This window comes from Gordonia aquimaris, assembly GCF_026262595.1.
Taxonomy (GTDB): Bacteria; Actinomycetota; Actinomycetes; order Mycobacteriales; family Mycobacteriaceae; genus Gordonia; species Gordonia tangerina.
Genome location: NZ_JAPKFM010000005.1, coordinates 104014 through 124010, shown reverse-complemented (window position 1 = coordinate 124010; position 19997 = coordinate 104014). Strand labels below are relative to the sequence as shown.

16 protein-coding genes are annotated in these 19997 nt (G+C 67.7%); 3 read left to right on the top strand and 13 right to left on the bottom strand.

Annotated elements, in window-relative coordinates:
• Positions 1-33: 33 nt before the first annotated feature.
• The 3 genes from dnaE to lspA form a co-directional block, all read right to left on the bottom strand.
• Positions 34-3579 (bottom strand): DNA polymerase III subunit alpha, encoded by a 3546-nt coding sequence (dnaE, locus tag OSB52_RS07305; protein WP_266061005.1) that lies wholly within the window; start codon positions 3577-3579, stop codon positions 34-36.
• A gap of 250 nt (positions 3580-3829) precedes the next feature.
• Positions 3830-4756 carry an RluA family pseudouridine synthase gene (locus OSB52_RS07300; RefSeq protein ID WP_235723194.1) on the bottom strand — a complete coding sequence of 309 codons (927 nt, stop codon included), beginning with the start codon at positions 4754-4756 and terminating at the stop codon, positions 3830-3832.
• Positions 4749-5345, bottom strand: coding sequence for a signal peptidase II (gene lspA / locus OSB52_RS07295; RefSeq protein ID WP_235723195.1), 597 nt, complete (start codon positions 5343-5345; stop codon positions 4749-4751). The genes OSB52_RS07300 and lspA overlap by 8 nt, the downstream gene beginning before the upstream one ends.
• A 54-nt stretch (positions 5346-5399) precedes the next feature.
• Between lspA and OSB52_RS07290 the strand changes: the two genes are divergently transcribed.
• Complete coding sequence (locus OSB52_RS07290; protein WP_235723196.1) at positions 5400-6326, top strand: hypothetical protein; 927 nt, start codon at positions 5400-5402, stop codon at positions 6324-6326.
• A gap of 98 nt (positions 6327-6424) precedes the next feature.
• Here the strand turns inward: OSB52_RS07290 and OSB52_RS07285 are convergent, their stop codons facing one another.
• The gene (locus OSB52_RS07285) at positions 6425-6967 is read right to left on the bottom strand and encodes a WKL family lipoprotein (RefSeq protein WP_235723197.1); all 543 of its coding nucleotides are present in this window, start codon (positions 6965-6967) and stop codon (positions 6425-6427) included.
• Positions 6968-7207: 240 nt separating this feature from the next.
• On the opposite strand from OSB52_RS07285, the gene OSB52_RS07280 reads away from it, so the two are divergent.
• A complete protein-coding gene (locus tag OSB52_RS07280) occupies positions 7208-8164 on the top strand; it encodes an asparaginase (RefSeq protein ID WP_266061003.1) in 957 nt (318 codons plus the stop codon).
• A 25-nt stretch (positions 8165-8189) separates the two neighbouring features.
• Here OSB52_RS07280 and OSB52_RS07275 read toward each other — a convergent pair whose 3' ends face one another.
• Both OSB52_RS07275 and OSB52_RS07270 read right to left on the bottom strand, forming a co-directional pair.
• On the bottom strand, positions 8190-9584 hold the full coding sequence (locus OSB52_RS07275; RefSeq protein ID WP_372512371.1) for a DNA polymerase IV: 1395 nt from the start codon (positions 9582-9584) through the stop codon (positions 8190-8192).
• A gap of 104 nt (positions 9585-9688) precedes the next feature.
• On the bottom strand, positions 9689-10138 hold the full coding sequence (locus tag OSB52_RS07270) for a nitroreductase/quinone reductase family protein (RefSeq protein ID WP_266061000.1): 450 nt from the start codon (positions 10136-10138) through the stop codon (positions 9689-9691).
• 112 nt (positions 10139-10250) lie between these two features.
• Here OSB52_RS07270 and OSB52_RS07265 point away from each other — a divergent pair, with 112 nt between their 5' ends.
• Positions 10251-10952 carry a TetR/AcrR family transcriptional regulator gene (locus OSB52_RS07265; protein ID WP_266060999.1) on the top strand — a complete coding sequence of 234 codons (702 nt, stop codon included), beginning with the start codon at positions 10251-10253 and terminating at the stop codon, positions 10950-10952.
• A 13-nt stretch (positions 10953-10965) separates the two neighbouring features.
• On the opposite strand, the gene sigJ is transcribed toward OSB52_RS07265, so the two are convergent.
• From sigJ to OSB52_RS07230, 7 genes are all read right to left on the bottom strand, one after another.
• Positions 10966-11868, bottom strand: coding sequence for an RNA polymerase sigma factor SigJ (sigJ, locus tag OSB52_RS07260; RefSeq protein ID WP_266060998.1), 903 nt, complete (start codon positions 11866-11868; stop codon positions 10966-10968).
• Positions 11865-13058 (bottom strand): NAD(P)/FAD-dependent oxidoreductase, encoded by a 1194-nt coding sequence (locus tag OSB52_RS07255; RefSeq protein WP_266060997.1) that lies wholly within the window; start codon positions 13056-13058, stop codon positions 11865-11867. Before OSB52_RS07255 ends, sigJ begins: the two co-directional genes overlap by 4 nt.
• Before the next feature lie 83 nt (positions 13059-13141).
• A complete protein-coding gene (gene ileS, locus OSB52_RS07250) occupies positions 13142-16369 on the bottom strand; it encodes an isoleucine--tRNA ligase (RefSeq protein ID WP_266060995.1) in 3228 nt (1075 codons plus the stop codon).
• A gap of 364 nt (positions 16370-16733) precedes the next feature.
• A complete protein-coding gene (locus OSB52_RS07245; protein ID WP_266060993.1) occupies positions 16734-17528 on the bottom strand; it encodes a hypothetical protein in 795 nt (264 codons plus the stop codon).
• A gap of 24 nt (positions 17529-17552) precedes the next feature.
• On the bottom strand, positions 17553-18383 hold the full coding sequence (wag31, locus tag OSB52_RS07240) for a DivIVA-like cell division protein Wag31 (RefSeq protein WP_266060991.1): 831 nt from the start codon (positions 18381-18383) through the stop codon (positions 17553-17555).
• 381 nt (positions 18384-18764) lie between these two features.
• On the bottom strand, positions 18765-19085 hold the full coding sequence (locus OSB52_RS07235) for a YggT family protein (protein WP_235723206.1): 321 nt from the start codon (positions 19083-19085) through the stop codon (positions 18765-18767).
• 90 nt (positions 19086-19175) lie between these two features.
• Positions 19176-19913, bottom strand: a complete 738-nt coding sequence (locus tag OSB52_RS07230; RefSeq protein ID WP_235723207.1) for a cell division protein SepF — start codon at positions 19911-19913, stop codon at positions 19176-19178.
• Positions 19914-19997 lie beyond the last annotated feature (84 nt).

The window sequence follows — 19997 nt, the reverse complement described above, 5'->3', positions numbered from 1 at the left end:
GTTCGGGCACCCGAACATTGCCGTTGGGGCCGCCTACTGCCCCAGGCAACTGGGCCCGAGCAACGCCTTGAGATCGCCCATCAACGCCGAACTCGGGCTGACCCGCAGCGCCTCGGTCAGCCGCAGGACCGTGGACCGCTGTTCGCTGACCAACGTGACGTGCACGTCCGCGGTACCCGGGTGGCGGGACAGCACCTGTTTGAGTGCCTGCACACGGTCCGGGGTACAGATACGTGCGCTGAGCGTCAGGGCCACGGGTTTCGCCGTCCCGACGGCAGCCAGATCGGGTACCGCGAGATCGTTGGCGCTGATCATCGTGGAATCGTCACGCACGTTGACCCGCGCCTTGATCAGCACGATGTTGTCGGGGACGATGTCCATCCCGTACACGGAGAACGAGCGCGGGAAGAAGTAGACCTCGACACCGCCGACCATGTCCTCGAGGGTCACCACCGCATACGGCTCGCCCTTCTTGTTCACCCGCCGGTTGACCGCCGAGATGATGCCGCCGATGGTGATCTGCGCACCGTCGGGCACCGTCCCCTCCAACAGCTGGGTGATCGACGTGTCGGTCTGCGCGGCGATGGCGTGCGCGACACCGGCGAGCGGGTGGTCGGACACGTACAGACCGAGCATCTCGCGTTCGAGAGCGAGTTTGTGCTTGGACTCCCACTCCTCCTCGGGGATCTTGACCGCGAACACCTCCGCCATCGAGTCATCCGCGCCCCCGGCATCGCCGAAGAGGTCGAACTGGCCGATGGCCTCGGCCTTCTTGGTGCCGATCACCGATTCGACCGCGTCGCCGTGGACGAGGAACAACCCCTTGCGCGGATGGTTGAGCGAGTCGAAAGCACCCGCCTTGATCAGCGACTCGGTGACCTTCTTGCTGCAGGCGGTCACGTCGATCTTGCCGAGGTAATCGGAGAAGCTGGTGAACTTTCCCTTCTCGTCGCGCGCGGCGAGGATGGAGGACACCACGCCGGTGCCGACGTTGCGCACCGCGGCGAGACCGAAGCGGATGTCACCGCCGACGGCACCGAAGTTGCGCTGCGACTCGTTGACGTCCGGCGGGAGCACGGTGATGCCGAGTTTGCGGCAATCCGACAGGTAGATCGCGGCCTTGTCCTTGTCGTCGCCGACCGAGGTGAGCAGACCGGCCATGTACTCGGCGGGGTAGTTCGCCTTGAGGTAGGCGGTCCAGAAGGAGACCAGCCCGTAGCCGGCGGCGTGCGACTTGTTGAACGCGTACCCGGCGAACGGGAGGATCGTATCCCACAGCGCCTTGATCGCGGCCGAGGAGAAGCCGTTGGACTTCATCCCCTCCTCGAAGCCCTCGAACTCGGCGGCGAGGACCTCGGCCTTCTTCTTGCCCATCGCGCGGCGCAGGATGTCGGCTCGGCCGAGCGAGTACCCGGCCACCTTCTGCGCGATCTGCATGATCTGCTCTTGGTAGACGATCAGGCCGTAGGTGTCGGCCAGGATCTCCTTGAGCGGTTCCTCGAGTTCCGGGTGGATCGGCTTGACCTGTTGGCGCCCGTTCTTGCGGTCGGCGTAGTCGTTGTGGGCGTTCATGCCCATCGGGCCTGGGCGATACAGCGCCAACACGGCGACGATGTCCTCGAATCCGGTGGGCTGCATACGTTTCAGGAGTTCACGCATGGCGCCGCCGTCGAGCTGGAACACACCGAGGGTGTCACCACGGGCCAACAGTTCGTAGGTCTTGGGGTCGTCGAGGGGCGCCGCATCGAGGTCGAGGTCGATGCCGCGGTTGGTCTTGATGTTCTCGATCGCGTCACCGATGACGGTGAGGTTGCGCAGCCCGAGGAAGTCCATCTTCAGCAGGCCTATCGCCTCACACGACGGGTAATCCCAGCCGGTGATGATCGCGCCGTCCTGTGCACGCTTCCACACCGGAATGGCGTCGGTGAGCGGCTCCGAGGACATGATCACCGCGCAGGCGTGCACGCCGGCGTTGCGGATCAGTCCCTCGAGACCGAGCGCGGTGTCGTAGATCTTCTTGACATCCGGGTCGGTCTCGATGAGGGTGCGGACCTCGGTGGCCTCGGCGTAGCGCTCGTGATCCGGGTCGGTGATGCCCCAGACCGGGATGTCCTTGGCCATGATGGGCGGCGGCAACGCCTTGGTGATGCGGTCGGCGATCGCGAAGCCGGGCTGGCCGAACTGGACGCGAGCGGAGTCCTTCAACGCCGCTTTCGTTTTGATGGTGCCGAAGGTGATGACCTGGGCGACCTTGTCACTGCCCCACCGGTCGGTGGCATACCGCACCATCTCACCGCGGCGACGGTCGTCGAAGTCGATGTCGATATCGGGCATCGACACACGTTCGGGATTGAGGAATCGCTCGAACAGCAGCCCGTGCGGGATCGGGTCGATGTTGGTGATGCCCAGCGCCCACGCGACCAGCGAACCGGCCGCCGAACCGCGCCCGGGGCCCACCCGGATGCCGACCTCGAGAGCGTGCTGGATGAGGTCGCCGACGACGAGGAAGTACGCCGGGAAACCCATCTGGATGATGACGTCGAGCTCGTAGTTGGCCCGACGCTGGTATTCCTCGGGCACCTCGGTGCCCGCGAAACGGGTCTCGGCGAGGCCCTTGGCGACCTCTTTGCGGAGCCAGGTCTGCTGCGATTCACCTTCTGGGACCGGGAAGATGGGCATCCGGTCGCGGTGGGTGAACACATCGGCGTAGCTCTGCACGCGCTCGCCGATCTCGACCGACGAGTCGCACCCACCCGGGACCATGGAGTCCCACAGTTCACGCATCTCGGCAGGTGACTTCAGGTAGTAGCCGTCGCCGTCGAACTTGAATCGGGTGGGATCGGACAGCGTCTTGCCGGTCTGCACGCACAGCAAGGCCTCGTGGCTCTTGGCGTGTTCCTGCGTGACGTAGTGGCAGTCGTTGGTGACCAGCGGCTTGATGCCGAGCTTGCGGCCGATGTCGAGCAGACCGTCGCGAACCCGTCGCTCGATCTCCAGACCGTGTTCCATCAGCTCGAGATAGAAGTTCTCCTTGCCGAAGATCTCCTGCCACTTCGCCGCGGCCTCGAGGGCCTCACGTTCGTGCCCGAGTCGCAGCCGGGTCTGCACCTCGCCCGACGGGCAGCCGGTGGTGGCGATGATGCCCTCGGCGTATTGCGCGATCAGGTCGGCATCCATGCGCGACCATTTGCCCAGCTGCCCCTCGATCGACGCCAGCGACGACAGCTTGAACAGATTGCGCAGACCGGTCGCATTCTCGGCGACCATCGTCATGTGCGTGTAGGCACCGCTACCGGAGACGTCGTCGGACTTCTGGTCGCGGGTGCCCCAGGTGACGCGCTTGGTGTTGAACCGCGACTCGGGGGCGACGTAGGCCTCGATGCCGATGATCGGCTTGATGTCGTTGGCGACGGCGGTGTTGTAGAACTCACTCGCGCCGAACATGTTGCCGTGGTCGGTCATCCCGATTGCCGTCATGCCGAGGCGTTTGGCCTCGGCGAACAGCGGCGACACCTTCGCGGCACCGTCGAGCATCGAGTACTCGGTGTGGTTGTGCAGGTGCACGAACGAATCGGCCACGGACGTCTCTCACCTCTGATGTTCGCTGACGTGTCGGTGCGCTTCGAACACGTCCGGTGTGTGCACCGCACGGTCTGAAGAAGCGTCCCCAACTCTATGTCCACGCCCCGACAGACCCGGGCATGGCACGCCCTATGTGACAGATGGGGCGACGCGGTGCGGTGTGTCGGCCCAGCGTGTCGACGCACCGCCCGGACTCCTCGGCGCGATTCGGGGTTCTCTCGGCGCGATTCGGGGTTCTGTCGGCGGGTCAGGCGTCGCGGAGGACGTCGAGAGCGTGCTGCAGGTCGGCGGGGTACGGGCTGGTGAACGTGACCTGCCGCCCGTCGACGGGGTGCGCGAACGACAGCGAGCGCGCGTGCAACCACTGCCGCGCCAGCCCGAGCCGCCCGGCGAGCACCGGATCGGCGCCGTAGGTCAGATCCCCGCAACACGGGTGGTGCAGCGCCGAGAAATGCACGCGGATCTGATGGGTCCGCCCGGTCTCGAGGTGGACGTCGAGAAGCGACGCCGAGGCGAACATCTCAACCGTGTCGTAGTGGGTGACCGACGGCTTGCCGGCTGCGGTCACCGCGAACTTCCAGTCGCTGCCCCGGTGGCGACCGATGGGTGCGTCGATGGTGCCCTCGGGCGGGTCGAGATGCCCCTGCACCAGGGCGTGGTAGCCCTTGTCGACCTCCCGCTCCTTGAACGCGCGCTTGAGCAGCGAGTACGCACGCTCGGAGACGGCCACCACCATGACCCCCGATGTCCCGACATCGAGACGCGACACGATGCCCTGCCGTTCGGAGGCACCCGAAGTGGCGATACGGTAGCCGGCCGCAGCCAGCGCACCGACAACGGTTGGACCCGTCCATCCCTGCGACGGATGGGCGGCGACGCCGATGGGTTTATCTACCACGATGATGTCGGAGTCGTGGTAGATGATGTCCATCCCCTCGACCGGGGTCGGCTCGATCCGCAACGGCTCGTCCGGTTCCGGCAGCGTGACGTCGAGCCAGCTCCCGGCGGCGAGCTTGTGCGATTTTCCGACCGTCACACCGTCGACGGTGATGTCGCCGTCTTCGGCGAGCGCGGCGACGACGGAGCGGGACAACCCGAGAATGCGCGCGACACCGGCGTCCAGCCGCATCCCGTCGAGCCCGTCTGGCACGGGCATCGATCGTGACTCACGCATCGGCGTCCTCCGCCGCGGACCGATCTCGGTCGCCGCGCCGCCGCGCCGCCCATCCGGTGCGCGAGCCGTCGTACTCGAATCCCAGCAGCGACAGGGCGACCAGCAACACCGCGCCGCAGACCACCGCCGAGTCGGCCACGTTGAACACCGGCCACCACCCCACCGACACGAAGTCGACGACGTGCCCGCGCAACGGCCCCGGCGATCGGAACAGCCGGTCGGCGAGGTTGCCCATCGCCCCACCCAGCACCAGACCGAGCCCGAGGACCCACCACATCGACCGCAGGCGACTGCTGTAGCGGATGATTCCGAGCACCACGAGCAGGGCGACGATGGTCAACACCCAGGTGTAGCCGGAGGCCATCGAGAACGCCGCGCCGCTGTTGCGGACCAACCGTAGCGTGACCGCGTCACCGATGATCCGGACCGGCTGCCCCGGGTCGAGCAGGTTGACCGCCAGCGTCTTGGTCAGCAGGTCCAGACCGATGACGGCGGCCGCGATGGCCAGCAGGGTCCCGACCACCCGGCGGCTCTGGTGGGTAGGCGACCGATCGCCTTCGTCGACCGGACCGGGTGTCGGTTCGCTCATGACTCCATCATCCACCCCATCATCATCCACGAGCCCTCCAATACGCTGACTGCCGTGTACCCCCGTCGCGCCGGCCTCATCATCACCGCAACCCTGCTGATCGGCCTCACCGCCTGCGGCTCCGACGACCCGAACTCCGACACCGCCGGCCCCGCGACGGCGTCGGCGGGTTGCGCACAGGAGTCGACCTCGGGACTCGACGGGGTGAACCTGCTGCCGATCCCACCTGCGAAGGTGACCGTCCTCGACGCCGGGACCGGCGAGAAGCGTCTCCCCGGCGCGGCACCCGATCGCAGCGCCGCGCAGACGGTGACCGTGACGACGACGTCGACCGTGCGATCGCCGGGTGCCGACGAGGCCCAGACCGTGGAGATGCCGCTGCGCGCACTCTTCCACTGCACCGACTCCACCGATCTGGAGATGACACTGGGCGAGGTCACCTCGCCCGATGCCACGTTGGCCGATCAGCTTGCCGCGACCTCCGGCTCCCGGGCCGGATTGGCGATCGGCCCCGGTTCCATGCCGATCTCGCTGCGTCTGTTGCCCGCCGAGGACGCCGGACCCGAGGCCCGCCTGGCGGTGGAGCAGACGCTGGTCCAAGCACTGCAGATGTCGGTACCGCTGCCGACCGAGGCGATCGGTGCAGGTGCGCGCTGGCGGATCGAACGCACCATCGATTCCGCGGTCACCGTCACCCAACAGATCGACGCCACTCTCACCGCCTGGGACGGCGATCGGATGACGATCGACGTGACCGTGGATCAGACCCCGGTGAATTCGGTTTTCACCGTTCCCGGCGCCGGCGGCTCATTGAACATCGCCCGGTTCAGCAACTCGGGCAACGGTGAGATGACCCTCGATCTGACCCGCGGTCTACCGATCTCGGGGTCGATCGAGCTCAGTGGCGCCCGCGAGCTCGTGGGTGCCGATCCTGCCCGACCGTTGATCCAGCAGACCGGGTTGTCGGTCGGCTGGCAGTGAACGACGTCGCTCCCCCGTTGCGCTCTGGCTGCTTCTGGCGAAGCAGCGGGGCGCCCCGAGGGAGCGACGTGTGGTGACGGGTCGTCAGCGACGAATGATCAGTTGCCCGATTCCGAAGCCGCTGCCGAATCCGTACACATCGGCGTCTGCACATTGTTCGCCGAGATCAGCGGGCAGACGGTGTCGCGCGACAGCTTCCAGCGACCGTCGACGTAGACGATGCTGGCATCGAGCTTCGTCGGCGGGTTGTCGGGGAGCTTGACCTGCACCTTGACCGTGGCCTTGTTGGGCCCGGCCGGGATCACCGGCGGGAAGATCTCGTAGGTGACGTCGGGATTGTCCTGCTTGGCCTTCACAAGTTCATCGAAGATGGCCGGGTCCGCCGCCGAGCCCTCGACGAGTTCGGTCTTCTCCGAGTTCGGCACGTTCGGGTCCAGGGCCTCTTCCAGCATCTGGTTCAGCACCGCCACCGACGGCTGGGTGTCGGGGTCGTTGACGCCCCCGCCCTCGCCCGAGGCGGCTGCGGTCGCCGACGACACCGTCGGGACCTCTGGGACGTCGCTGTCGTCACTGCCACAGGCGGCAACCGATGCCACTGCCCCCGCAATCAACGCGGCGGTCACGATCTTCGGAAACTTCACCGAACATTCCCCTCACTAGTCGTTCGTCCGGTCTGCGTGTTCGTCTCGCAGATCCCGGTGGATTCTGGACGCTCATCCCCTGCGGGGCCGCCAAAACTCCCACCACTATGCCAAACCGACGAGAACGCACCCAACATTCGATGCGGGTCGTCGCACGTCGGAAGCGCAACGGTCGGGAGGCGCCGTGGGTTCCCGGGCCCCGAGACAGTACGCCGCCCCGAGACCATACGCTTGGAACCCATGACGGCCACCCGCATCGTCCTGATCTCGACCGGCGGCACGGTATCGGCCCGGACGACCGCCGACGGCGCGGTTCCGGCCCTGTCCGGTCACGACCTCCTCGGCACGGCCGACGGCGATCACCTCGCGTTCGACGAGGTCGAGGTGACCACGACGGATCTGATGTCCGTGGACAGCTCGGCGATGTCGGTCGCCGACCAGTTCGCGATTGCCGCCACGGTCCGTGACGCCCTCGCCGATCCCGCCGTCACCGGCGTCGTGGTGACCCACGGCACCGACACGATGGAGGAGAGCGCCTACCTCGTCGACCTGTTCCACACCGATGACCGTCCGGTGGTCTTCACCGGAGCGCAACACACCGCGGACTCGCCCACCGCCGACGGTCCGCGCAACATCGCCGATGCGATCCGGGCCGTCGCGACCGCCGACCACCGGGGTCGCGGCGTCCTCGTCGCGATGGGTGGCCGAATCCATTCGGCACGTGGGCTGTTCAAATCCTCCACCACCGCGCTCGAGGCGTTCGACACCGTTCACGACGCCATACCGAGGGTCGTCCTCGACGTAGCGCCACCGGCCACCGGTCACGTCCGAGTCGACTCCTTCGGCCTCTACCCCGGCGTGTCCCCGGGACTCATCGCGGCCGCGATGAGCCAGCACGCGGCGGGAATCGTGCTGGCGGGCACCGGTTCCGGGAACACCCACCCGGACATCACGGCCGAGGTGAGCGCGGCGGTCCGGGAGGGGATCGCGGTCGTGGTGTCCACCCGGGTGCCGTTCGGTCGGGTGGTGCCGACGTACGGGGGCGGCGGGGGTGGGGTCGATCTCGAGCGCGCGGGCGCCATGGTGTCGCGTTGGCTGCGTCCGCCGCAGGCCCGGATCGCGTTGGTGGCGTTGCTCTCCACCGGTGCCACCACCGAGGAGGTCCGCGGCTTCTTCGCCCGGATCGACCCCGCCTGACCCTGCCGCGCTACGGTTCGGCGGATCAGTCGTCGTCCGCTGTGGGACGGACGTCGGGCCACGCGAGGCTGGCGATGGGGTCCGCGCGGGCGAGGGCCGGTTCGTCGACCGGGAACGTCACGGCCCGGCCGGGTCCGGTGGCCCGTGTCTCGAATCGCACCGTCACCACACCGTGCCCGCTGCCCTGCACCCAGCCGTGACCGTGTTCAGGGTGCGCCACGTCGGTCCCGGTCTCCCAGCGCGGGGCCGCCGTTTCGTCCGGCGGTCCGGCGGTCTGCTCCGCGACGTCGGGTGCGGGACCCGCGGTGACGAACGCCGCCTCCACGTCGTCGACGTCGCCGACCTCGACGGCGGCCTCATCGGGCCGGTCGTCCAGGTCGGTGAACAACGAGAACTGCTGCACCGCAGTCAGTCCCGAGTATCCGACGCCGACCAGTCGGATCGGTCCGATGCTGCGCGGATCGAGGGCCAACCGCTGGGCCGCCGTCGAGAGCACCGACAGTTCGGTGGTCGCCGCGGGCAGCGTCGTCGACCGGGTGAGGATCGAGAAATCCGAGCGGCGGAGTTTGAGCACCACGGTCCGCGCGCCCCGGCCGTCGGCGAGCAGCCGCCGGTGCGCGCCCTCGGCGGCGGCGTCGATGGCGGGCCGGAGTTCGTCGAGGTCGACGAGGTCGCGGGGAAAGGTCGATTCAGCGCTGATCTGCTTCGCCGATGCCCGTTCGGTGACCGGACGTTCATCGATGCCCTGGGCCAGTCGATGCAGCGCGGGGCCGAGCGTGGCCCCCAGCACCGAGACGACCTCCAGGTCGGACATCGCGGCGAAGTCGCCGATCGTCTCGATGCCGAGCCGATGCAGCCGGTCACCGGAGACGGGACCGATCCCCCACAGCTTGCGCACGGGCAGCGCGTGCAGGAACGCGAGTTCACGGCTCGGTGGAATCGCCATCACCCCATCGGGTTTGGCGAGGCCAGACGCGATCTTCGCGATCTGCTTGCCACTGCCGAACCCGACCGACGCCGAGATGCCCACGGTGTCGCGGATCTGCGCACGGAGCCGTTCGGCGAACGCGGTCACGTCCTCGACGCCGGCGCCGGAGAGTTCCGCGGGCTCGCCGAACGCCTCGTCGAACGACAACATCTCGATCACCGGTATCGCATCCCGCACGAGCCGGAACACCCGCGCACTGACCACCCGGTACACCCCGCCTCGAGGCGGCAGCACCACGACTCCCGGGCCCACGAGTCGTCGCGCCTGGTGCATCGGCATCGCCGACCGGGCACCGAATGCGCGCGCGGCGTAGCTGGCACCGGCCACCACTCCCCGACCGCCGGTGCCGCCCACCAGCACCGGCCGGCCACGCAGGGTCGGGCGAGTCAGCTGCTCCACGGAGGCGAAGAACGCGTCCATGTCGAGATGCATGACCCACCGCGCACTGCGTTCGGTATCGGCGTGCCCGGGCTCGACCTCGGGCGGGACGGCGGAGTCCACCCCCGCATCGTATGCGGCCGCAGATCGGTGATTCCTCAGCGGATCTCGAAGACGGGCAGGTCGTCGACGTGCCGGGCGAGGGTGGCGTCGTCGGGCTCGGTACCCATTCCCTCGGGCAGGAACCGCTTGACCTCCCATCCCCATTTGTCGAGGTAGGCGCGGATGATCGGTGCGCGGTCGACCGGTGCCACCTCGACCAGCCGGACCGACCGGCGACGACGGCCGCGGCGCAGCTCCGCCGCGTCGTTCACCCGGGCGTTGCGCGCCCATTGGGTGTTGCCGCGCGGCGAGACCAGGTACTCGCGGCCCTCGAACGGCATCGGGTTGACTGGGACGGTCTGGGGCGTGCCGGACTTGCGTCCGGTGACGGTCAGTGTCTGTGCGCCCGCGAGGTTCACCCCGCGTTCGACCAGCCATCGAGCGACGCGGTTGAAGGCGGCGTCCATCCCCTTGGGCCCGCGATAGTGCGGCTGAGCTGCGTGCATGATGAGTCCCCTTCGTGAGATCAGAATCGAGAGCACCGCTCTCTTTTTCTAGTGTGCGCGCCCTCGCGGGAAAATTCAAGAGCACTGCTCTCAGTTGTGCGACGATGTCCTCATGGCCACCACCACACGCGCCGCGAATCGGGCGGCGATGGAATCGGAGATCCGACGACTCGGCCGCGAGCACCTGCGCACCTACGGCGCCGCAGGCCTCTCACTCCGTGCGGTCGCCCGCGATCTCGGCGTGGTCTCCTCGGCGGTGTACCGCTATGTCCCAAGCCGCGACGACCTGCTCACGTTGCTACTGGTGGAGGCGTATTCCGACGTGGCGGACTCCGTCGAGCAGGCGGTGGAAGCAGTCCCACCGGACCGTCATCGGGACCGCCTATACGCCGCAACCCGCGCACTGCGCGCCTGGGCAGTCGACGACCCCGCTCGGTGGGCACTGCTCTACGGAAGTCCCGTCCCGGGATACGCCGCCCCCGCCGAGCAGACCGTGGAGCCTGGCACCCGGGTGGTCGCGATGCTCATCGACGAGGTCGCTCGCGCCGACGCCGACGGAGCACTGCAGTGCCGGCAGCAGGACCTGACCGCCGGCCTCCGCAGCGACCTCGCCACGATTCGGGACGAATTCGGCGTCGAACTCTCGGACGCCGCGCTCGTGGTGGCGACCACCCTGTGGTCGACCGCCATCGGTGCGGTCAGCCTCGAGGTGTTCGGCCAGTACGGCGCGAACACCTTCAGCGATCCGGCCGCGTTGTTCGACGTCGCCATCGAGCGCGCACTGGCTCCTCTCGCCGAGGCGCCCCGCGACTGAGCAACGCCGGTGCTCAGCGGGCGATCGGTCGCTCCGTCTCGATCCCGGTCAGCTTCTCCGGATTCCGGACGGCGAAGATGTCGTGCACCACCCCGTCCGCGAAGTCCAGTACGAACACGCCCTGCAGACGGCCGTCGAAGTAGATCCGCAGGCCGGGCAGGCTGTTGAAGATCCCGGCTTCGAGCCGGAAGTCGGGATGTATCGACCCGACCCGGTTGAAGCCCGACAGCAACCGCGCCACCGCGAGCGCGCCTTTGACCGGCCGCCGCACCGCCGTGGCCTTTCCGCCCGAATCGGCGGTGAAGACCACATCCGGCGACAGCAGGGTCATCAGCTGCTCGACATCGCCGGACGACGCGGCCGCCAGGAAGGCCTCGGTCACCTCGGCGGTACGCGCCGAGTCGACCGGCTCGAAGCGATGCCGGCGGGCGTGCACATGCTCCCGGGCGCGGTGTGCGGTCTGGCGCACCGCCGGCACGGACTTGCCGACCATGTCGGCGATCTCGTCGTGGGCGAACCCGAAGACCTCCCGGAGCACGAAGACGGCGCGCTCGTCGGGCCCCAGGCTCTCCAGCACGACCAGCATCGCCGTCGAGACCGATTCCGCGAGAACGACATCCTCGGATGCGTCGCGCTCGTCGAGCAGGATCGGTTCGGGCAGCCACGGCCCGACGTACTCCTCGCGCCTGCGCACGGACGTGCGCAATATGTTGAGTGCCTGGCGGGTGACCACCTTGGCGAGATACGCCTTGCTGTCGGCGACGGCGTCGAGATCGACGTCGGCCCACCGCAGATAACTCTCCTGCAGCACGTCGTCGGCGTCGGTGGCCGAACCGAGGATCTCGTAAGCGACGGTGAACAGCAGTGGCCGCAGTTCGGTGAACCGTTCGACGTGCGCGTCGGTACCGGCCGTCATCCGGTCGCCTCCAGGCGCGGTGGCTCGACGAGTTCGCGTGGCCGGCCGAACGACGGCGTGACACCCGGATGACGCCCTTCCAGGCGCAGGCTCAGGATGACGCCGCGGCACACGAGTTCCTTGATCGCAGCGGCGGTACGGCCGGTGATCGCGGTCTCGAGCGGGCTGTCGTCACGTCGCGTCGGCTGGACGACGGCGGCGTGGCGACCCAGGGAGGTGCATTGGCCTAGGAACGCGAGTGCGACGGGTTTCGGCAGCGCACCGGCCAGTCGCGCACGGACGGCGTCGGCGGCGTGCGGTCCGAGCTGATTGGCCGCCTGGCAACTCATCCGGAACGGTTGCCCCGACGGCGCCACGGAATCCCCGGCACCGACGATGCGCGGATCGTCGACACTGGTGAGTGCCTCGTCGGTGACCAGTCGCCCGATCCGGTCGGTGGTCAGGCCGCTCTTCGCGGCGAGGTCCGGCGTCCCGAACCCGGCGGCCACGACCGTGGTCGCACTCGGCAGTATCGCGGTGGACTCACCGGTGGACACCGTCACGGTGTCGGGGCCGATGCTGTGCACCCGGTGGTCTTCCATGATCTCGACGCCCAGCTTGGTCAGCCGTCGGCGGGTGGCGCGTCGCGCGCGCTGCCCGAACGACGGGGCGAGCACGCCGCGGCACACCAATCGAACCGGCCGTCCGGCGTCCGCGAGCTCGGCGGCCGTCTCGATCCCGGTGAGTCCGCCGCCGATGACGGTGACCGACGCATCGTCGGCGAGGTCGGCCAGCCGGGCACGCAGTCGCTCGGCGGTCTCCCATTCACCGATTGGATAGCCGTGTTCGGCCGCACCCGGAATCGTGTTCGCGGACAACGCGGTCGAGCCGACGGCGTAGACCAGATGGTCGTAGTCGAGCGTTTCACCGCCAGCAAGCTCGACCCGGCCGCCGGCCACGTCGATGCGGGCGGCAGAGTCGACGACCAGACGCACGTCGGGACCGAGCACCTGGTCGAAATCGCGCTCGGCCTCCCCGGTTCCGGTGGCCCACTGATGCAGCCGGATGCGATGGACGAAATTCGGCCGCGGGTTGACCAGCACCACGTCGGGTGCCGGTTCGGTACCTGCGCCCGCGATCCGGTTGGCGGCCATGGTCCCGGCGTAGCCTCCGCCGAGGACGACGACCCGCGGGCGTCGAGTGGTCTTCATGGGTTGCTCCTCTCGAAAAAGGTGGACAACCTCTCAGACACCGTACGCCCGCGGGACGTGACAGCGAGTGACTCAGATCACACTCAGGCGCGCGCCACCTTCGTGACGTCCGCGGTGATCCCGTCGCCGAGTTCGACGCCACCCGCCGCACCGGCTTCCGCGTCCACGACGTCGAAGGAGACCGCGAGAATCTCACCGGCGATCAGATCGGCGTGCGTGCGTGCCCAGTCGGCGCGGTTCGCCGGCACCACGAGTCGGACGCCGATCCGATCGGAGACGTCGAGACCGAGAGTGCGCCTGGCGTCCTGCAGTTCGCGGATGCGGTCCTTGGCCCAACCCTCGGCCTCGAGTTCCGGGGTGACGGCGGTGTCGAGGACGACCAGGCCGCGGCCACCCGGCAGTTCCGCGGTCGAGTCCGGCTCCACGGCGACGAGGCGGCGGGTGTATTCACCGTCGTGTAGTTCGATACCGCCGGCGATGACGACCTCGCTTCCGTCGGCTCCTGCACCGACTGTCCAATCCCCGCTCTTGACGGCCTTGATGGCGGCCTGGACATCCTTGCCCAGGCGCGGTCCGGCGGCACGCGCGTTGACCGCGATCTCGTAGCGCCCGTAGGCATCCGCGTCCGTGGCCAGTGACACCGACTTCACGTTCATCTCGTCGGCGATCAGGTCCCGATACGGCGTGAGTTGTTCGGCCGTCGGCGACGCGACGGTCAGACCCGGTAGCGGCAACCGCACTCGCAGTTTGTTGGCCTTGCGCACGCTGGATGCGACCGAGCAGACCTCCTGCACCTCGTCCATGGCCGCTACCAATGCGGTGTCCGCGGGCAGGTCGTCGGCCGCGGGCCAGTCCGTCAGGTGCACCGACCGGCCACCGGTCAGACCGCGCCAGATCGCCTCGGTGGCCAGCGGTAGCAGCGGAGCGGCCAGGCGAGCGGCCACCTCCAGCACCGTGTAGAGGGTGTCGAACGCGTCCGGATCGTCGTCCTGCCCGGCCCAGAACCGAGCCCGGGAGCGGCGTACGTACCAGTTGGTCAACGACTCGACGAACTCCCGGAACGCCTCGCAGGCACCGGCGATGTCGAAGGTGTCGAGTGCCTCGGTCATCGTGTCCCGGGTGACCGCGAGCTTGGCCAGGATGTAGCGGTCGAGGACGTGCGTGGAGTCCGTCCGCCACGTCGCGGGTCGCTCGGCGTAGAGCTGCAGGAAGCTGTAGGCGTTCCACAGCGGCAGTAGCGCCTGGCGAACTCCTTCCCGGATACCGCGTTCGGTGACCACGAGGTTGCCACCACGCAGCACCGGCGATGCCATCAGGAACCAGCGCATGGCATCGGAGCCGTCGCGATCGAACACCTCGTTGACGTCGGGGTAGTTGCGCTTGGACTTCGACATCTTCTGACCGTCGTCGCCGAGCACGATCCCGTGGGCGATGACGCTCTTGAACGCCGGCCGGTCGAACAGTGCGGTGGCCAGCACGTGCAGGTTGTAGAACCAGCCGCGACTCTGCCCGTTGTACTCGACGATGAAGTCGCCCGGGTTGTGCGGCACATCGCCCGAGTCGCTGTTGCCGTCGAACCAGTCGGCGTTCTCGAACGGATAGTGCACCTGCGCGAACGGCATCGATCCCGACTCGAACCAGCAGTCGAACACCTCCGGCACCCGGCGCATGGTGGAATTGCCGGTCGGGTCATCGGGATTGGGACGCGTCAGCTCGTCGATGTAGGGCCGGTGCAGATTGTCCGGCCGGACGCCGAAGTCACGTTCGAGCTCGTCGAGGGAACCGTAGACGTCAGTACGCGGGTGCTCCGGGTCGTCGGAGATCCACACCGGGATCGGCGCGCCCCAGAAGCGATTCCGGCTGATGTTCCAGTCACGCGCCCCTTCGAGCCACTTGCCGAACTGACCGTCGCGGATGTGCTCCGGCGACCAGGTGATCTGCTTGTTCAGCTCGAGCATCCGGTCCTTGATCGGGGTGACCGCGACGAACCACGACGGAACCGCCATGTAGATCAACGGCTTTCCCGACCGCCACGAGTGCGGATAGGAGTGCTCGATGGTCTCGTGACGCAGGATCTTCCCGATCGCCTTCAGGTCCTTGATGATCGCCGGATTGGCGTCGAACACCATCTGGCCCTCATAGGGCGGCACCTGCGCGGTGAACCGGCCGCCCGGATCCAGCGGCTGCACGACCTCGATGCCGTTGGCCATCGCGAGGTCCATGTCCTCCTCGCCGAACGCCGGCGCGAGGTGGACGACGCCGGTGCCGCTGTCGGTGGTCACGTAGTCACCGAGCAGCACCCGGTGCGCGTTGGGATGACCGACGAAGAAGTCGAATGGCGGCAGGTAGGACATTCCCTCCAGATCCGCGCCGCCGTAGCTGCCGAGGATCTCGGGCTCGACGATCTCCTTGGCATAGCCGGCCAGCAGTGCCTTCGCGAGCAGGTACTCCTGGCCGTCGGCCGCACGGACGTGTACGTACTCGACATCCGGGTTGACCGCGATCGCCAGGTTGGACGGCAGCGTCCACGGCGTGGTGGTCCAGATCAGTGCGTTGACGCCGTCGAGTTCGGGGTGGGCATCGGTGCCGACGAGCGGCATCCGCACGGTGACGGCCGGGTCCTGACGCATCCGGTAGGCGTCGTCGAGCTTGGACTCCTGGTTGCTCAGTGGCGTCTGCTCGTACCAGCTGTAGGGCAGCACCCGATAACCCTGGTAGACCAGACCCTTGTCGTGGAGACGTTTGAACGCCCACATGACCGACTCCATGAAGTCAAGATCGAGCGTCTTGTAGTCGTTGTCGAAGTCCACCCACCGGGCCTGGCGGGTGACGTAGTCGCGCCACTCACCGGTGTAGCGCAGCACCGAGTCACGGCAATAGTCGTTGAACTTCTCCATGCCCATCGACTCGATCTGCGACTTGTCGGTGATGCCGAGCTGACGCTCCGCCTCGAGTTCGGCGGGCAGACCGTGGGTGTCCCAACCGAAGCGACGCTCCACGCGCTTGCCGCGCATCGTCTGGTACCGCGGTACCAGATCCTTGACGTAACCGGTGAGCAGATGCCCGTAGTGCGGCAGGCCGTTGGCGAACGGCGGGCCGTCGTAGAAGACGAACTCCTCGGCGTCGGCCCGGTTCTCGATGGAAGCGGCGAAGGTGTCGTCGCCGGCCCAGTAGGCCAGAACATGCTGCTCGACGTCCGGGAAGGACGGAGCGCTGCGACCGCCGCCGGCGGTCATGTCGACGACGGGATAGACGCGGGCGTCGGCGGACGTATCCACCTGCGGGGCCTCGGGTCGGGCGGTGTCGGCCATGATGCTTCTCCTCGTGCCTGGCATGTGCGCAACTGCTCTGGCACGGGGACGCTCACCGGCTGATTCGACGATCAGCCGATCCGCGCGGTACCACCCCGCTTGCGGTGAACGCCTACTGAGCCGTTCACCGCCACTCACCGGCCCGCGATGCGGCGCGAGCCCACGGCTGTCACGGGCCGCTCCCGCCCGGTTCTACTGAGAACCTGCCACGCTGCGGTGTCGGTCCCGTTCTTCCGAGTGCTCCCCGGTGATGGCCGGATCCACGCAGCAACGAGTGTAGCCGTCACCGGCCGCGCACGACGAATCGCTGGTGCGACCGGCGGGGCCGAACGCCGAGGTGACGGCGGCGTGGACCCGACCGCGGTCAGTCGAGCGGCGGGCGCCAGTTGGGATCCAACGGATCGAACCGTGCCCGGCGCTGCTCCCGTGGCTCGTCCGACGCATCGGATTCCTGGCCGTGAGTCGGCGACGTGGACGACGCGGACGGGGATGGCGAAGAAGACGATGGCGAGGAAGACGATCGCGAGGACGGGAAGGACTCCGTGACGTCGTCGTCGTGACGGCCGGCACCACCGGTGGGTGCACCGTGGGTCCCGGGTGCCGGCTGCGGCGCGGGATAACCGCCCACCGACCTCAGATAGTCGTCATAACCACCGTCTCGACCGACCCCTGCTTGTGTCGGCGACTGCGGCGCCCGCCCGTGGCGGCCGACTCCCGGCGGACCCGGCGGCGGGACCGGACTCTGCGGGGTCGGCGCTGCGGCTGACCCGTACTGCGACGGCGGTATCGGTGCCTGGTGTGTCGGTGCCTGGGGTGTCGGTGACGGGGGCACCGGTGACTCGGGTGTCGGCGACTGGGGCACCGACGAATGCGGCCGGGCGACCGGCTCGTCGTCGATGCGACGATCGGCCGGGGTGCCCCGGTCACCCGACTCGCCGTCCGGCGTCTGCCCTTCGGCCTGATCAGAGTCGACGAAGTCGGCCAGTGTGGGCTCGTCGTCGCCGCGGCGCCCGGCCCCGACCACATCTGCGATCAGGAAGCCGAGGCCCGCCAGACAAACCACGATGCATGAGATCGCCAGCCATACGGTGCCGGTGATCAGGCCCAACACCAGCAACACGAACCCCACGAGCGTCGCCGCGAGGGCCAGTGTCAACACCAGAAACCTCCCGCTGGTCCCGGATCAGCTCGGGGAGTAGCTGGTGAAACCACCGTTGCCGGGATCTGATGAGAACGAATCGGACCGACCACCCTCCACCGGAGCGGCGCTACCGCGCTGCTGCAGTTCCTCGAGCTGGGACTCCAGGTAGGTCTTGAGACGGGTGCGGTACTCGCGTTCGAAGGTCTTCAGCTGCTCGATCCGACCCTCGAGCACGGTGCGCTGCTGATTGATCGTGCCCATGATCTCGCTGTGCTTGCGCTCGGCGTCGCTCTGCAGCGCGTCGGCGCGCTCCTGGGCCTGGCGGACCTGGGCCTCCGAGCGGGTCTGCGAGTCGGCGAGGATGGCCTCCGACCGCTGTCGGGCATCCGACAACAGGGCGTCTGCCTTGGACTGCGCCTCCGACACCATGGCGTCGGCACGCGAACGCGCGTCGGCGACCAGCGAATCCGCCTCTTGACGAGACGTCGAGGTCAACCGGTCCGCGGTGTCCTGGGCCAAGGCCAACACCCGCGCCGCGCGCACGTTCGCATCGTCGTCGCTGAACTCGGGCTGCGGTGCGGCCGCAGGGGCCGGCGCCTCGGCGACCGGGGCCGAGGCGAACACCTGGGTCCGCTCCTCGGCCGACGGCGCGGCGGCCGACTCGGCGGCGGGTGCGCCCGACCGTGCGTCGGCGAGGTCGCCCTCGAGCTCCTCGACGCGCTGCTTCAGGTCGCCGTTCTCCTCGATGAGTCGCGCCAGTTCGGCCTCGACAAAGTCGAGGAACTGATCAACTTCATCCTCGTTGTAGCCGCGTTTACCGATAGGCGGTTTGCTGAACGCGACGTTGTGCACATCAGCTGGTGTCAGCCGCATGTCGGTTCCCCTCATTTGTCAGTCGAACTGTCTGTATTTGGTAGGCCGGATCAAGCCCGTATTCAGTTGGCAGCATCACCCGCTCGACGACCGTCTCAGCCAGTGTTCGACACTCGCTGCTCTCCACATCGAGAGTCATGGGTCTGCACAGTCTTTGCTACAGGCTGTCACTGTTTATTCATACCAGTCCACTGGGTAACTGGCGTCAAATCCTGTCACACGAGAACCGTTCGTAGCAGACGATCGATACTGTCTCGCAATCGAACGGTCACTCGATGATGACACTCAACGGTAAACCACCGCGGGCCAATGGTCACGAAGTGGTCACGGTTGGCGTGTCGGAAACGACGTGTCAGCGAGCGCCAAGCGGAGTTGCAGAACTCACCCGAGCCCGACCAGAGCCGAGGCCGAACTGCGACTGAGCGAACTGACCACCTGCATCGCGATGAGCACCACGATCATCACGATCATCAGAGACAGATCCAGGCGCACCGGCCCCAGCGGGATGGGCGGCAACACGCGACGCAGAGCACGGATCGGCGGATCGGTCGCGGTGAACACGATCTCGATGACCACCACCGCCACACCGGTGGGTCGCCATTCACGCGCAAACGACCGGACCAGCTCCACGACGAGCCGCGCGAGCAGCAGCAGCCAGTAGATGAACAGGACGTAGTACAGAACCTGGAACAGAATCGTCACGACTCAAGGTTGCCTGATATGTCGCACCCGCGCCGCAGCCCCCCGTTGACCGGCGTCGGAGCGCATGTGGTGCGCGAGTGCGAGCGCGGATCAGGAGTGGTTGTAGAAGCCGGTCTCGGCGATCTTGCGTCGATCTTCCGGCGAGACGTCGACGTCGGCGGGCGAGAGCAGGAACACCTTGGTGGCCACCTTGTCGAAGGAACCCCGAAGCGCGAACGCCAATCCGGCGGCGAAGTCGACGAGCCGCTTGGCGTCGTCGTTGCTCATGTCGACGAGATCCATGATCACCGGGTTGCCATCGCGGAACCGCTCACCGATCGTGCGGGCCTCACCGTAGTCCGAGGGCCGCAGCGTGGTGATCTTGTGCAGGGGCCCGTCGGCGAAGACCCGCTCGAGCTCGGCGCGCTGATCCGAACCCGCGGCCGAACGCGCGACCCCGGCGGTGCGCATCCCCGATCGCTGCAACGGTTCGAGTCGATGCGGAGCCCGCATCCGATCGACCGGCTCGCCTCCGTGCCGCCCCCCGGCATAGGCGTACTCCGGGACCGGCTCGAAACCCGCGTCATAGCCGTTGGGGTCGTAGCCGGCAGGCGCGAAGCCCTGTGGTTCGAACTCCCCGGGAAAGCGTCGGTCGTCGACGTAGGCAAAGTCGGCGTCGCGGGGACCGTCGCGGAAGCCGGGTTCGCGATAGCTCGCGTCACCGTAGTACTCGTCCCGATAGGAACGTCCACCGCGAACAGGACCACCCGGCTCCTCCAGGTAGTCGTCTTCGTAGTCACCCGGAGGCACCATGCCGAAATATGCCTTGAACTTCTGCATCGTGGTCATAGCTGGCCTCTCTGTCGTCCAACGCTGCCGGGGAGCAGTGCAGTGGTGCAGTTGTTGATCTTGGTTTCGTTGGTTCTCGTGTGA

Coding starts and splice junctions, on each gene's coding strand:
- OSB52_RS07280 (WP_266061003.1), top strand. CDS start 7,208: ATGACGGCCACCCGCATCGTCCTGATCTCGACCGGCGGCACGGTATCG.
- OSB52_RS07275 (WP_372512371.1), bottom strand. CDS start 9,584: ATGCATCTCGACATGGACGCGTTCTTCGCCTCCGTGGAGCAGCTGACT.
- ileS (WP_266060995.1), bottom strand. CDS start 16,369: ATGGCCGACACCGCCCGACCCGAGGCCCCGCAGGTGGATACGTCCGCC.
- sigJ (WP_266060998.1), bottom strand. CDS start 11,868: ATGACGGCCGGTACCGACGCGCACGTCGAACGGTTCACCGAACTGCGG.
- OSB52_RS07270 (WP_266061000.1), bottom strand. CDS start 10,138: ATGCACGCAGCTCAGCCGCACTATCGCGGGCCCAAGGGGATGGACGCC.
- OSB52_RS07255 (WP_266060997.1), bottom strand. CDS start 13,058: ATGAAGACCACTCGACGCCCGCGGGTCGTCGTCCTCGGCGGAGGCTAC.
- OSB52_RS07230 (WP_235723207.1), bottom strand. CDS start 19,913: ATGACCACGATGCAGAAGTTCAAGGCATATTTCGGCATGGTGCCTCCG.
- wag31 (WP_266060991.1), bottom strand. CDS start 18,383: ATGCGGCTGACACCAGCTGATGTGCACAACGTCGCGTTCAGCAAACCG.
- lspA (WP_235723195.1), bottom strand. CDS start 5,345: ATGAGCGAACCGACACCCGGTCCGGTCGACGAAGGCGATCGGTCGCCT.
- OSB52_RS07300 (WP_235723194.1), bottom strand. CDS start 4,756: ATGCGTGAGTCACGATCGATGCCCGTGCCAGACGGGCTCGACGGGATG.
- OSB52_RS07265 (WP_266060999.1), top strand. CDS start 10,251: ATGGCCACCACCACACGCGCCGCGAATCGGGCGGCGATGGAATCGGAG.